Source organism: Bacillus cereus group sp. N12, assembly GCF_016483575.1.
GTDB lineage: Bacteria > Bacillota > Bacilli > Bacillales > Bacillaceae_G > Bacillus_A > Bacillus_A toyonensis.
In genome coordinates this window covers 1-13,626 of record NZ_JAEHBO010000008.1, presented here as the reverse complement: position 1 = coordinate 13,626, position 13,626 = coordinate 1, and the positions used below count along the sequence as shown (strand labels likewise).

The following is a 13,626-nucleotide window of genomic DNA, read 5'->3' as shown; positions in this document are numbered from 1 at the left end:
AATCACCATATGGCTGGGGGATGAAAACGAAATGGATGTGAAATATAGACCTGAACCATGGCAAGACATGAGAGATGGTATGAATCGAATCAAACTAGATGCACTCATGAAATTACGGGACGCAAATGAATCATTAAAAAAAATTGATGGAAGAATACGAGAATTAGACTCGGATGGTAGTATACATTTTAACCCAAAAGATCAATCGCAAAAAATTGGGGAATTACTTGATAGCTATTCGACATTACAAAAATATTGCGGAGAAGTAGGGCGAGTAGTCTCTGAACATATAGATAAACCTTTTTTAGTAGAAATGGATAAATTCGCTCAAAAAATGAGAGATACATCTATTCTCAGTTTCGAAACAGATAACCGAATTGGCTCCACAACAACGACAGTATTACCAGATGCGCATGCAGGGTACGGAAGTGTACCACAAACAATAAAAACAAAAAAAGATAAAATAACAATAGAAGATATTTTTAAAGATTCACCTGCATTTGATAACGTACTGAGAGAGGAATACAAAGAACTAAAAAAACAAAATCCGGATGCAAAACTAAATTATGAAGAATACAAGAAAGTAGTCCCATCCACACGAGGATTTGAATACAAATCGATAGAAGATGAACAGAAAAAACTAGAAATGGTGCGAGACATAGGAATAGGCGTAGGAATCATCATCACAACAATCCTTTGCCCACCACTCGGGGCCGCTGCCGCAGTAGTATACGGCGCTGTACAAATAAAAAGCGGTATCGACGGAGAAGACTGGGGAACACACCGGAAATTGAGCCAAGAAGAGCGGGTAGGAAACATCATTTTTGGCGGATTAGATGCAATCCCAGTTGTTGGAGCAGTAGGAAAAGGAGTAAAAGCATTCAAAGGCACGAGTGAATTAGCTGATTTAGCGAAATTATTAAAATTCAAAGAAGGAATGCCTGGTTTTAATCCAAATTTGGGTAAAAATGTGGTACAATCGCTTAAGGAAAATAAGACTTTAAAAAATGCACTAGATGCTATGAAAAATACTCCTATTCCAGTAGCAGTTAGGACGGTGGATACTGGAATAGGAATGAAGCTTCCTTATATAGAATCTTCAACTGTTGGAGAAGTAGCTGGAAAGTTTTCAAAGGCAAGTACGACAGCTAAGGATGACGCTTATCAATTTGCTAAGGGTACGGGTGAAGGGCCTGTAAAAGTAAACTATGGAGAACAATATGCTAGGGAAAAACGTAAAAAGATATTAAAGCCAGATGTTGAGTATACAAGTAAAGAAGGATATACATATACAACAGATAGTCAAGGGCGTGTTGCAAGTTGCGAGGGTAGCCTTCAATTAGGTGATGGTAAGCGGAATAACTACGCTCAGAGAGTGATAGGTGGGAATGACCGTTTGGATGATGATGACGGCGGACATTTAATTGCAACTATATTTAAAGGCTCTGGTAATATGGATAATTTAGTTCCAATGAATAGTAACTTAAATAGAGGAGAATGGAAAAAACTAGAGAATGAATGGGCTAATGCTCTTAATGATGGTGATAAAGTTAGGGTGAAAATAACGCCGAATTATAGCGGGAATTCAAAACGTCCAGACAGTTTTGTTATTAGATATAAAATTGGTGATGAAGATAGATGGAGATTGAGGAATTTTGATAATGTACCAGGAGGGAAATTAGATGAATGATGAAAAATTAAGCAAGTTATACAATGAAATAGCGGAGGTTGTAATTGATACAATTCCAGAGAATTGGTTTAAGGTTTACCTGTATGGTGAGGTTGGGGAAGGTGCTCAAGAGTCATATTTTTATTACTACCCTGAAGAGAATAGTACTCCTATTTACAGTCATAGTATTTTTGAACACTTTAATGTCCCAGAAGAAGAATATTTTAAGAAGTGGCATCGTTTGTTAGATTGTATCAAGAGAATGAAGAAAGAGTTTATTGATAATGATCAAGAAGCTTGGACAAATTTCACTATGATTTTTGATAATACAGGAAAGTTTAATATTGACTTTAATTATGATGACCTTTCGGATGAAAATTCGCACGAGAGAATGATTATTTGGGAATATGAACATCTTGGTCTTATGCCTAAAAGTAATTCAGGGAAAAAATACTTAGAAAAACATCTTAAAAATCTTGAAGATACAAAAAATTGAGTGCAATACCATATATGATAAAAGCTTGTAGTGGTTTAACGTAAACATGCATAAGCATATATGAGAAGTGGGTAGAAAAAGAAATGGCTATTTTGAAGAATAAACTCCATGATGGTTGTACCATTATGGAGTACTGTGTGCAATGATAGAATAGAAAACGAAGCACGAGCTTAGGCGAGATGACATTTTATTGGGTGCTGAATATAAACACATGGAATATATATTAAACTAACGAACTCGTACAAACTCGTAAGTTTTAACGTAGTAGTTGTTACCACATATAAAAGGTGTCATACTGTTACTACAAAACTTACAGATTTATGCTACTTAAAAATAGATGAACTTAAAGCACTCGATTGTCGACTAAAGGCAACGAGTGCTTTTTTGCGTTTTAGCTTAGAAATTTAACAGAGCACTATAATTTTATAAGTGCGCTAAGTGTCAATTTTTATAGATTGTAATGGTTGTGAATAGTGTATCACGATAGTAGAGGGAAAAATAAAGGGTTGTATTATGTTTTGAAGTCATCGTAAAGTACGTTTTAACGGATGGACGTTATGCATACGTTATCCGCAAAAAACGGGTAAACGTTACAGGGACTTTAATTGCTGTAACGGGAGAGGACTCAATATACAAGAGAAAGTAGTTTAATAAGGTTTTAGATGTGTTATTTTTTACTTTTAGATATTAAGATTACAACATAGGGTACGGGTGAAGGTAGTAGGATTATTCCTGGTACTCCGGGTATTGTAACAGGAGGAAATTCTACTAAATTAGGAAAAAATATGATGACAGAAATGGGGCTTAAACGTTCAACTAAATGGAGTGGATATCAAGCACAGCATATTATTCCTTCTGAAATGGCAGATAATCCTGTAATTAAAAAGATAGGTATGAACTTTGATGACTCATCAAACGGTATTTTTCTAAGAGTACCAGATGATAATATAAGTACAATGGCTAGACACAGAGGATATCATTCTGTTTACAATGAAGTAGTTGCAAGAACATTAAATAAAATGGATATTAACCAAAGTATTGATAGTTTACAAAAGCAGGTATAAGATTTGTGAAAAAATTCAAGAAAATTACAGGGGAATGGTTTACCATTGTACCCAAGCCAAGGTGCAACAGTAGAACTTTGGGAAAGAAAACTAAAACAATTGGAAATACAAAATAAATAAATAAATATCAGTAAGGCGGTAAGGTGTAATGGAAAATAAAGATATTAGTTTGCTTGAAGAATTACTTTATAATACAAATAAAGAGGATGCAATTAGCCGAATAAAGAATATAGATAATTCGATAATCCTTCATAGTTTTGCAGCAAATTATAATTGGAATAGTGGATTTGATATACCAAATGCAATTCTTGAAAACAAAGATTGTGACTTAGGAACAGGATTACTAATGTTTCATTATGCGGACGGATATCGACTATTAGAAAATTCGGAGGAAGTTTCGGATTCTCCATTACAAGAATGGAAGGTTTTTATATTAAAACTTCAAAATAAAATTATGAATTTGGAGTTTAAAACACAAAATATATCATTTAGCCCTGAATTAACAAAAATTCAAATATTCAAGTTGAAAAAAAGGAACCCAAATATTTCAGATATTCTTATTAATGAGTCACCAGGAAATATAATTGATATTCCTAAAATATAAATAAACATTAAAAACTCATTACAGTAAATAAATGAGTTTAGTTATAGTGATTTTATAAAGCTTACTCTATTAAATTATATTCTATGTACGGATATGATAAAGTTCGTGGTGCTAAATTTAAATACGCATAAGTATATATGAATAAAAAATAAAGTATATGTGAAGTAGATAGAAAAACAAAAGGTTTTTTGAAAGTATGTACTCCATGATGGTTGTACCATCATGGAGTCCTGTGTGCAATGAAGAAGTACGAGCTTAGGCGAGATGACATTTTACATGGCGATGTATATTAAATTAGCGAACTCATACAAACTCGTAAGTTTTAACGTAGTAGTTGTCATGACATGTAAAAAGTGTTATATACTATCACTATAAAACTTACAAAATAAATGCTACTTAAAAACAGATGAACTTAAAGCACTTGATTGTCAATTAAAGGAAACAAGTGCTTTTTGCGTTTTAGCATAGAAAATTAATAGATAGCTATAATTTTATTATGTAAACTTATTTCTGTTTTTTTACATAGTTTTTTATACAACTAACGAGAAGAAAAATGTTCACTATTACTTTCATTCCTGTTATAAAAGATTCTACAATAGAAGACAGAACGTATATTTGGTATAATCGAAACATACTATATGGAATTACGGGCATGAGTTTGAAATTCATGTAATAAGGTAAGTACTACATAACAATACATAATATTTAAAGTTCCAGTACATATAGGATTCAGTTCATGTTATATAAATCAATTGTGAGAAAGGAAAAGATGTAATGAATCAAATTTCATTTGAAGATTTATTTGAAGAAGAAGAGAAGGTGGAGGTAGCTGAGATACCCGTACCGTTATCGCCATTGCAAAAAGCTATTTTGGAATTACTTAATTCTGAAGAAATAAGTGTACTTGAGCTATGCGAACGATTAATACGACCTGGTAAAATACCCGATGAAAGATTCACAACAAATAAGCCTAAAGCATATGGTCAAGTATGCTTAATATTAGAAGGTTTTGTTAAAGAAGGAAAACTTATTTTTATCAAAGATGATGAGAAAAGAGATAGAGTATATAAATTGAAAGAAGAAGTTTTAGATGTATAGAGGGAAATGAATGATTGGTTCTCTTTAACTTTGAGTCCCATTAATCTAGTAATGTCCATAAAAAAAGGTGTCAATCTCACTTAGATTGACACCTTCATACTTTTAACACCTTACATATTTACGTTTGAAACCAAGTCTGCCTCTATCAAGTTCTTTCTGAATACTTTCAGAAGCATTTAACAAACTGCTCTTTTTATTCTCCCGTTTGATTTCAACTATACCAACTTCTTTTGCAGTCTCTACTGCTTTTTCATGTAGTGGCACATATGAAATTGCCACAGTGTTTAGGAAATTATTCATAGCGGATTTTGTTCGTTCTGGCGAATCATGGATCGTATCTTTCACCATTTTAAGCATATCGGAAATTTTACTTTCGGAAAACTCATTGTCTTTGCGATTTCCTAAAAGCCAGCAGTAGCAACTCCAGCCTGCAGACATTTTAAGCTCATCCCCACTTGTAATCCATTTATCAGCAACATCTTGTGCAATATTTGCCTCTGATAAAGTTACTGCCACTACATAATCGGATAGCATATAAAAATATGCCCCGTCTATCCAGCGATCAAAATCAGACTCACTCATAGATTTTGGATCTGCAATAATGCCTGCAAAGTACATAGCATCGTAGTTACCTGTGGCATAAAGTTCCTCAGCCAACTCTTGATTTAATTTTATTTTCTTAGCGATTGGTTTCATAGCGCCCGTAGCTACGCCGAAAACTGGCTCGTGTGCACCGTTAGATATGTATATTTTTTTCGTTCTTTCCTTACCGAGGGATTCAAGCTCTTGCATAACTGTTTTAAAATCCATAACTGTGCACTTCCTTCCTTAATATAAAGACCATTTTAATTGTAATGATATAGTTTATATTTTTTATCGAGTTTTCCATACCTCTCAAATTTAATACTAATCGTATGTGAGTAGGATGTCTACTTTCTATAATTCCTTGGCAATTCAGTTTGTGATTTTGACCTTCCATCTAATTATAATCATGAGAATATTACATTAAGGTAAACGGGAAAGAGACAAAATAGATGTATAACTTTCCGCATCGGTTTTTAAAGTGGGAGAATGTAAATAATATTTTATCTTTGGCATCTTCTCTGTAGTGTTATGTTATTATTTGGTAAGAGGATAAATGGAATTTAAAGTTTAACATGTGAGGTTGGTTACAAATGATAAAGAAATTTACTAGAGTAGTATTAACGGTGGCTATGCCGATTGGTCTTATTACAGGTTGTGGGGCTGCTGAAAAAACGGAAGCACAAAAGCCGAAAGTGGTACAATCTGAGAAAAAGGACTATATGGATTATTCATATGGTAGCAAAGGTATATTAGTAAGTGGTAAAGCGAAAGAACGGCAACAATACGAGATTGGATATATGGATGATAATAAGTTAATTGGGATTGACGAAAGTATTGAGGACTGCATTATTTTAGATAATAAAGATGAAGCAGGTCTCATTTGGAAACAAATAGAGCGTGGAGCTATTATTGAAGTGCAATATGGTAAAGACCGAAAAGACATCGTAGGGGTACAATTAGTAGAAGATCGTAAGCCATACGAAATTAGTGATAAGTTTGATCGAAATACGATAAATGAGATTGTTGGACAAGTTAAAGGTAATTTGTAATAGAGGTATTTCGTTAGTATAGGAACCATTAACATGACATGGCGAATCGCATACATAAAAGTTTGGAATCAACGGCATTTTTAATATGAAAATGCCGTTGATTTATTTTAAAAAGTAAATGGTATTCTATAGTCTTGTAGAAAAATGCATATTAGAAAATATATAAATGAATTATTCTTTTTTTAGTTGTGATGATTGCTGTAAGGTCATTGCCCAAAATAAAAGAGCAAAAGCACTAAAGGATACACCTAATAGGCATACTCCGTTCCATCCGTATTTTGCATAAACATTTGTTGAAAGAATGGCACCCGTTGCACTACCGATAGAATAAAAAATCATGTAACTGACAGTGATTCGACTTCTTGCTTCAGGGCGCACTGTGAAAAGCATACTTTGATTGGTGAAATGTATAGCTTGCACAGCTAAATCTAAAAGGATAATGCCGAAAATTAGTAACAATAGAGAGTAGTTAATAAATTTAATTAGGAGCCATGAAAGTACTAATAAAGATAAGGCTATGCCAGTTGTTCGTTGTCCTAATCCTTTGCTAATTGTCCCGCTTTCGTAGCAGCTAATGCACCTGCAACTCCAGCAAGGCCGAATGCACCAATAGCTGTATGTGATAGATTATGAGGTGTAGCACTTAGAGGTAATACTAAAGAAGTCCATAAAATACTGAATGAAGTGAAAATGAGCAATGCTAATATTCCGCGAATGCGTAAGAATCGTTCTTCTACAAATAATAAGAGAACAGAACGTATTAATTTTCGGTAAGGCATAGTTGTTATTCTTTTATGTTCAAGAGTAGGTAAATTCCGATGTAATAAAAAAGATACGAAGAGTAAAAGGATATACGAAGAAAATTCAGTACTTTTATTTTCGGAAACAATATAATTTTATAGGTGTACACAGTATAAGAAGATTGTAGGAGGCGTGTGTAATTAAATTAGACGGGAATAAAACGCTATATAGCCCCTTCCAAGCCCCTCATAAGCACCTACCAAGTAATAAATCACTAAGAAAAAACAAAACAAAAACAAAAACAAAAACAACTACAAGAACAAAACAAGCGCGAAAACATAAAACGTCGTTGTAAGTGTTCACAAATAATATAGTTGTTCAAAAATAGAGATGGTACGATGGATCATTATGCTATTTTTTCTTTCATGTATAATAAGATGAGGGGACATCTCAATATTTAACTAATTAAAATAAGGGCAGTATATCAGTAAAAGGAGGAGAAGGATGGATAAGTTATTGCAAGAAATCATAAATTGGATTAGTAGGACTAATGAACAGGTTGTTATTGGTGTTTCAGGACATGGCGCTGCTGGAAAAACAACGTTTGCTAATATGCTTGTAGACCTACTAGATCAAAATGAAGTGAATTATATTAATACAGATCCATATATTGTTAGTTCAGACATACGAAAGCATGCAATTATTGACTATACATATCAAAACGAAAATCATCATTATAAAATGACGGCTTGTCATCCATCAGCGCATCATTTGTCTGCTTTAGAAAGAGATGTTCAGATGGTAAGGGCTGGTTTAGATTTTTATACGATAGATACGCATTATATGAAAAGCGAGTTAATTTCTTCAAAAAACAAAGTGACAATTGTAGAAGGAATGTGTGTCGCATTTATTAATCCCGATCTATTTGATTTGAAAATTTACTTCTATACAGATGATGAAACGGAATTAATGAGAAGGTCTAGCCGAGATATTGCTGAAAGGGGAGCCGATATCAATTATTTAAGGCGGTCTCATGCAGAACGTCGGATTCAGTATAAAGTGTTTATGCATCCATACAGTCAACGTTTTGATATTATTATTAAAAGTTCCGATGAAGCAATATGTCTAGAAAAAAATACATTTGAGTTTTATAAAGTTTAAATGCAAATACTCTATTTGTTATGTTTATTATGAGGGTTCATTTTCATTATTTGGTTCTCAAATGAAGCAACTTTATTATTCACCTAAAAATCCATTGTCTATGAAACAACTAGATTTTTAAACGACTTTAATAGACATCTGTCATTTACATAGACAGATGTCTATTGTATTTTTGGTAGCAAGATTAAATAACCTTTTTGTTACTTTACAGGAAGTAGTAAAAAATTTGTAATTCGAATGCCAAAACAGTTCTCACATTCCTATATTTATATTGAAGGATTGGGATTTCTTATTTGCTAGCAAAGAGTGAAGGGAAATAGATGGCGGTGTACCGTAATGTGCAGGTGAACTTTTGGCAAGATGAATTCATATTAGATTTAACACCAGAAGAGCGTTATTTTTACATATATTTGTTAACGGGAACGAAAACGAAGCAATGTGGTATTTACATATTACCGAAGCGAGTGGCAGAGCTTGAAACAGGTTACAGTATGGAAACTGTTGAGAAGCTATTAAACCGGTTTGTTGAATATGGGAAGATTTTTTATGATATGGAAACGAAAGAGTTATTCATAGTAAATTGGCTACGTTATAACCCTATTTTAAATATGAATGTAGAAAAATGTGTGTTACGTGAGTTGAAGACTGTGAAAAATAAAGAGTTCATACATATGTATTTACGTAGATGTCTTGAAAAAGAATGGAAGATCCCATTGTTATTGCATCATTTTGGTATGCCTGAAGAAGAGGATACTAGTAGTTTACAAGAAGTTATTGAAGAGAAAGAGGTAGAAAGTATAGAAGAGGCCGTTCCCAATAGTAAAGTGTACAAGTTTTATGAACAACATATTAGTAGTTTATCCCCATATATCGTGAAGGAATTGAAGGATTGGATACAAAGAGTTTCAGGAAAGGTAGTACTAGAAGCACTTAAAATTGCGTTTGAACATAATAAGCGAACGTTCGCTTATGTGAAGGGGATTTTGAGGAATTGGTGTAAGAAAGGGCAAGTAGATTTAAGTGAAGAAAAGGAAGGATTCATTTTGTATGATCCGTAGCATATAAGGATTTTTCTATTTTAAAAGGTTCTTTCAAAATAGAAGCGAATAGTTTGAGAAAGGAGGGGTTATATGGAAGTTGTTATAAAGAAGAAACGAACTAGAGGTAAGAGAATTTTTATTTGGTCTAGTAGTATCGTTCTTTTATTGATTATTTGCAGTGTGATTTTTTTGAACGTATATACGCTGAGATCTATGCCAAAGATAGATGGAACGAAAAAGCTAGAGGATTTACAACATGCTGTTACGGTGCAACGAGATAGTAACGGGGTACCGCATATTAAAGCGGAAAATGCACATGATTTATATTTTTCGCAAGGGTATGTGCAAGCACAAGATCGCTTATTTCAAATGGATTTAAGTAGAAGGCAAGCTTCTGGTATGTTAAGTGAAGTTGTTGGAGAAGCAGCCGTTGATAGAGATAAATTGTTTCGAACGCTCGGTTTACGGCGAGCAGCAGAAGCGTCTGTTAGTCAATATGATGGGGAAGCAAAATTTGCTTTGCAGTCATTTGCTGATGGGGTGAACGCTTTTATACGTGAAGCGAAAGCGGAAAAGAGATTGCCAGTTGAGTTTACTATATTAGGTTATGAACCTGCTGAATGGTCAATTGTTGATACTTTAACGATTGGGAAGTATATGGCGTTTGATTTAGGAGGACATTGGCACGGGCAAGCGTTTCGTTATTGGGCGCTGAAAAATCTTCCGAAAGAGCAAGCAAATGAGATATTTCCTACATATCCGAAAGATGCCCCTAGATTGCTCGCTGAACTGAAAAATACAAATGTGGACGTAGCACAAAGTTTTTCAAAAACGATAATTCCGCCGGAGTTTAACGGTAGTAATAACTGGGTTGTGAGCGGTGAGAAGAGTGCGTCAGGTAAGCCAATTTTAGCGGATGACCCTCATTTATCTCTTGCGACACCTTCTATATGGTATCAAACGAGACTTGAAATGAAAGATTTAAATGTGAGTGGCGTTATTTTCGCTGGAGTGCCAGGTGTTATATTAGGACACAATGACAAAATAGCATGGAGCGTTACGAATACCGGTCCTGATGTGCAAGATTTATATATTGAAAAGAGAAACCCTAATAATGAAAATGAATTTTTGTATAACGATAAGTGGGAAAAGGCTACTGTTGTTGACGAATCTATTAAAGTAAAAGGCGGGAAAACAATTCCGTATAATGTGACGGTTACGAGGCATGGTCCAGTCATTTCAGAGTTTGCGGATAAAGGAAAAGAGAAAACGAAAACAGTATTCGCTTTGAAATGGACTGCTTTGGAGCCTTCTGCTGAATTAAAGGCTGTATTAAATATGAATAAAGCGAAAGATTGGAATGAGTTTGAAACGGCACTTCAAGATTTTCATACACCAACTCAAAACTTTGTATTTGCATCAAACGATGGCACGATTGCTTATAAAGCGAATGGAAATATACCAGTGCGTAAAAAAGGTGATGGGAGTTTGCCAGTGCCAGGGTGGACTGATGAATATGAATGGGAAGGGTATATCCCATATGATCAACTGCCAAAAGTAATAAATCCGAAAGAAGGATTTATTTCAACTGCGAATAATAAAATTGTGGATGATAATTATCCATACCATATTAGCAATACGTGGGCGCAGCCATATAGACAAATGCGTATTCAAGAGTTTTTGCAAGAGAAGGACAAGTATACGGTGAAAGATTTAGAAGGATTACAGATGGATCAAAAGAATTTATACGGGAAAGAGTTTACTCCAATATTTTTAAAAGAGTTACATAAAACAGCTTTAAATGAAGTAGAGAAAGAAGGCGTAAAACAATTAACAAAGTGGAACTTTTACGATAGTAAAGATGAAGCGGCACCATTAATTTTTCATTTGTTAATGAAAGAGATTTCGAATACGTTATTTTCAAAAGAAATACCGAAAGATGTGATGGAGTTATTTGAAGGAAAGTCACAAGTTGTTGATGAATTGATTCGGAAACAAGTAGCCGGAGAAAATAGTGTATGGTTTTCTAAGTATGGAGGCTTCACAAAAGTTGTGCATACATCGTACGAGAATGTAATGAAGAAATTGCAGAAGGAGTATGGACCCGATGTTGCAGAGTGGAAGTGGGGCGATTACCATCAACTTGCTTTTACACATCCAATTTCGAAATCATCTAGTATGTTAGAGTTATTTGCTTTTAATCGTGAGAAACCAGTTCCGATTGGCGGAAGTCAAGTTACCGTTCAAGCCGCGAGTTACGGCGATAACGGTATTGTAAATCACGGGGCTTCTTGGCGATTCGTTATTGATACGAAGGATATGTCAAACGGTTATCATATAGTGGGACCAGGACAGTCAGGACATTTTAGAAGCGATTGGTATCATGATCAAATAGATGATTGGGTAAATGGCACGTATCATATGACTACTTTAAATACAGATGGAATTGAAGGGAAAGTATTAACTTTACAGCCGAAGTGATAGTATGTTTTTGTTTGCGGGTGAGACTGCTTAATGAAGTAATAATCCTTCAGCTAATGAAAGTGTACTGTAGAAAAAAGACTCTTACTATTGTAAGAGTCTTTTTTCTACGGTAATGGATAAAATATCCTTTTTGTAGAAACGCGACAAATTTTGACAAAATATTGTACAGGGACTTGTTATAATACCTTTTGGAATATTATGTTTATTAAACGGAGGATGAAGTAGTGTGCAACAAGGGGAATTTTTTAATAGTCGCAGTGAAATCTAATAGGGGGATTTAATATGAGCATTAAAGTAATAAGAGCAACAGGGATAATGGGCGGAGCAGCAAGAGTTGCAGTAAAGGTAGATAACGAAGTAGTAATGAAACTTGAGAATAACGAAGAATATACGCTTCCTTTTGAATTAGATGAAGCGAATATTAAAGTAAAACAATTTTTTTTTGGAAGTAAAGAAAAGAAAGTAAAGGATGGCGACATAGTAGAAATTAAGATAAATAGTATCGCCATGCTATTACTGATGGTGTCAATGATGGCTGTTTTATTCGGTTCATCAATTGGTATAAATATTGTTGTTTTTGGTGTAATAGGAGCATTAGTTACGTTAGTATACGGATTGAATAACTGGTTTAGTTTAGAGGTTAAATAATTATTGTATATATATTTATTTCAGTTGATTTACTATACATGAAATGAAAATATTTTTAAGCGGGAAATGGGGAGAATCAGTATGAAGAAAATGGTTGTAATATCTAGTTTGGCTCTAATAGTAGGTTTAACAACTGGTTGTAGCAGTGAAAAAACAAGTGGACCTAAAACAGTATCTGTAAAAAAAGAAAAAGAGTTAGTAGCGAAGGATATTTTTAAAAAAGCAGCTGACGGATTAAAACAAGAGGAATATCTTACATTGACATCTCTTATGTCAATGAAGGGGAGCAGCCAATCAGAAGAGATTAAAATGAAAATACAGATGGAGCCGAAACTGAAGAATTCTAGAGCTGAAATGAAAATAAGTGGTACAGATATTGTAACGTATGAAGTAGATGGAAAGGTCGCTGCTCAAGTGAAAAACCCTGATACAGGAGAGTTAGTTACGATACCTAATGATCAATTTAATGTAAATGATGTAATGGTCAGTAAAAATTTACTGAATGAGTTAGATTTACCGGAAGCTTTGGCTAAGAAAATGAAAGCAAAGAAGGATGGGGACACATATAAACTTACACTTGAATTAAAGGGAAAAGAAGCAGTAGATACGTTACAAAAAATTAATGGAGATATGAAAAAATTAACGGAAGGATTTAGTATGGATGCGTTTAACATTGAATATATAATAACAAAAGATTATAAATTTGAAGAGATGCGAACAACTATAAAAGTGAGTGAAAGTAACGCAGATAAAAAAGCTAGTACAGATAAGGAAAAGTTGGATGCAGTTGTGAGTATAAAGATTGATTCATATGAAAAGTTTGATTCAATTAAGTTACCAGAAGGGATTCAATAATTTCAATTGTAAAAGGATAAAAAAGAGCGGAAATTGAAGTGACCCCTAAAAGTTAGACACGGTTATTTCATTAGGCAGCTTGATCCAAATGAGTCCGGTATTGCACCGGGCTCATTTTTAATTTTGCCTTTA

12 protein-coding genes and 2 pseudogenes are annotated in these 13,626 nt (G+C 33.9%); 12 read left to right on the top strand and 2 right to left on the bottom strand.

Features of this window, described 5'->3' with window-relative positions:
- The first annotated feature begins 31 nt into the window (after positions 1-31).
- The 6 genes and pseudogenes from JDS92_RS06345 (at position 32) to JDS92_RS06325 (ending at position 4,931) form a co-directional block, all read left to right on the top strand.
- The gene (locus tag JDS92_RS06345) at positions 32-1,690 is read left to right on the top strand and encodes a DNA/RNA non-specific endonuclease (RefSeq protein ID WP_199631677.1); all 1,659 of its coding nucleotides are present in this window, start codon (positions 32-34) and stop codon (positions 1,688-1,690) included.
- Complete coding sequence (locus JDS92_RS06340) at positions 1,683-2,165, top strand: antitoxin YezG family protein (protein ID WP_000997352.1); 483 nt, start codon at positions 1,683-1,685, stop codon at positions 2,163-2,165. The genes JDS92_RS06345 and JDS92_RS06340 overlap by 8 nt, the downstream gene beginning before the upstream one ends.
- A 785-nt stretch (positions 2,166-2,950) precedes the next feature.
- The gene (locus tag JDS92_RS06335) at positions 2,951-3,229 is read left to right on the top strand and encodes an AHH domain-containing protein (RefSeq protein WP_000988148.1); all 279 of its coding nucleotides are present in this window, start codon (positions 2,951-2,953) and stop codon (positions 3,227-3,229) included.
- A 148-nt stretch (positions 3,230-3,377) separates the two neighbouring features.
- Complete coding sequence (locus JDS92_RS06330; RefSeq protein ID WP_087970208.1) at positions 3,378-3,833, top strand: DUF4274 domain-containing protein; 456 nt, start codon at positions 3,378-3,380, stop codon at positions 3,831-3,833.
- A 288-nt stretch (positions 3,834-4,121) separates the two neighbouring features.
- Positions 4,122-4,301 (top strand): annotated as a pseudogene (locus JDS92_RS31365) (hypothetical protein).
- Positions 4,302-4,607: 306 nt separating this feature from the next.
- Positions 4,608-4,931 carry a DUF3895 domain-containing protein gene (locus JDS92_RS06325; RefSeq protein WP_199631676.1) on the top strand — a complete coding sequence of 108 codons (324 nt, stop codon included), beginning with the start codon at positions 4,608-4,610 and terminating at the stop codon, positions 4,929-4,931.
- A gap of 102 nt (positions 4,932-5,033) precedes the next feature.
- Here the strand turns inward: JDS92_RS06325 and JDS92_RS06320 are convergent, their stop codons facing one another.
- Positions 5,034-5,741, bottom strand: a complete 708-nt coding sequence (locus JDS92_RS06320) for a DNA alkylation repair protein (protein WP_097959454.1) — start codon at positions 5,739-5,741, stop codon at positions 5,034-5,036.
- A gap of 365 nt (positions 5,742-6,106) precedes the next feature.
- Between JDS92_RS06320 and JDS92_RS06315 the strand changes: the two genes are divergently transcribed.
- Entirely contained in the window at positions 6,107-6,565 is a 459-nt protein-coding gene (locus tag JDS92_RS06315) for a hypothetical protein (protein WP_097959455.1), read from the top strand.
- 171 nt (positions 6,566-6,736) lie between these two features.
- Here JDS92_RS06315 and JDS92_RS06310 read toward each other — a convergent pair.
- Positions 6,737-7,416: pseudogene (locus JDS92_RS06310) on the bottom strand (MFS transporter); the annotation flags it as partial.
- A gap of 394 nt (positions 7,417-7,810) precedes the next feature.
- On the opposite strand from JDS92_RS06310, the gene JDS92_RS06305 reads away from it, so the two are divergent.
- From JDS92_RS06305 to JDS92_RS06285, 5 genes are all read left to right on the top strand, one after another.
- Entirely contained in the window at positions 7,811-8,467 is a 657-nt protein-coding gene (locus JDS92_RS06305; protein ID WP_000359525.1) for a uridine kinase family protein, read from the top strand.
- Positions 8,468-8,787: 320 nt separating this feature from the next.
- Entirely contained in the window at positions 8,788-9,525 is a 738-nt protein-coding gene (locus JDS92_RS06300) for a DnaD domain-containing protein (protein ID WP_199631675.1), read from the top strand.
- A gap of 72 nt (positions 9,526-9,597) precedes the next feature.
- Positions 9,598-11,988, top strand: coding sequence for a penicillin acylase family protein (locus JDS92_RS06295; RefSeq protein WP_199631674.1), 2,391 nt, complete (start codon positions 9,598-9,600; stop codon positions 11,986-11,988).
- 285 nt (positions 11,989-12,273) lie between these two features.
- The gene (locus JDS92_RS06290) at positions 12,274-12,639 is read left to right on the top strand and encodes a hypothetical protein (RefSeq protein WP_000025019.1); all 366 of its coding nucleotides are present in this window, start codon (positions 12,274-12,276) and stop codon (positions 12,637-12,639) included.
- An 81-nt stretch (positions 12,640-12,720) separates the two neighbouring features.
- The gene (locus JDS92_RS06285) at positions 12,721-13,494 is read left to right on the top strand and encodes a DUF6612 family protein (RefSeq protein ID WP_000738998.1); all 774 of its coding nucleotides are present in this window, start codon (positions 12,721-12,723) and stop codon (positions 13,492-13,494) included.
- The last annotated feature ends 132 nt before the right edge of the window (positions 13,495-13,626 follow it).

Excerpts from the sequence above, each read along its gene's own strand:
- JDS92_RS06345 (WP_199631677.1), top strand. The coding sequence starts at position 32 with ATGGATGTGAAATATAGACCTGAACCATGGCAAGACATGAGAGATGGT.
- JDS92_RS06340 (WP_000997352.1), top strand. The coding sequence starts at position 1,683 with ATGAATGATGAAAAATTAAGCAAGTTATACAATGAAATAGCGGAGGTT.
- JDS92_RS06335 (WP_000988148.1), top strand. The coding sequence starts at position 2,951 with ATGATGACAGAAATGGGGCTTAAACGTTCAACTAAATGGAGTGGATAT.
- JDS92_RS06330 (WP_087970208.1), top strand. The coding sequence starts at position 3,378 with ATGGAAAATAAAGATATTAGTTTGCTTGAAGAATTACTTTATAATACA.
- JDS92_RS06325 (WP_199631676.1), top strand. The coding sequence starts at position 4,608 with ATGAATCAAATTTCATTTGAAGATTTATTTGAAGAAGAAGAGAAGGTG.
- JDS92_RS06320 (WP_097959454.1), bottom strand. The coding sequence starts at position 5,741 with ATGGATTTTAAAACAGTTATGCAAGAGCTTGAATCCCTCGGTAAGGAA.
- JDS92_RS06315 (WP_097959455.1), top strand. The coding sequence starts at position 6,107 with ATGATAAAGAAATTTACTAGAGTAGTATTAACGGTGGCTATGCCGATT.
- JDS92_RS06305 (WP_000359525.1), top strand. The coding sequence starts at position 7,811 with ATGGATAAGTTATTGCAAGAAATCATAAATTGGATTAGTAGGACTAAT.
- JDS92_RS06300 (WP_199631675.1), top strand. The coding sequence starts at position 8,788 with ATGGCGGTGTACCGTAATGTGCAGGTGAACTTTTGGCAAGATGAATTC.
- JDS92_RS06295 (WP_199631674.1), top strand. The coding sequence starts at position 9,598 with ATGGAAGTTGTTATAAAGAAGAAACGAACTAGAGGTAAGAGAATTTTT.
- JDS92_RS06290 (WP_000025019.1), top strand. The coding sequence starts at position 12,274 with ATGAGCATTAAAGTAATAAGAGCAACAGGGATAATGGGCGGAGCAGCA.
- JDS92_RS06285 (WP_000738998.1), top strand. The coding sequence starts at position 12,721 with ATGAAGAAAATGGTTGTAATATCTAGTTTGGCTCTAATAGTAGGTTTA.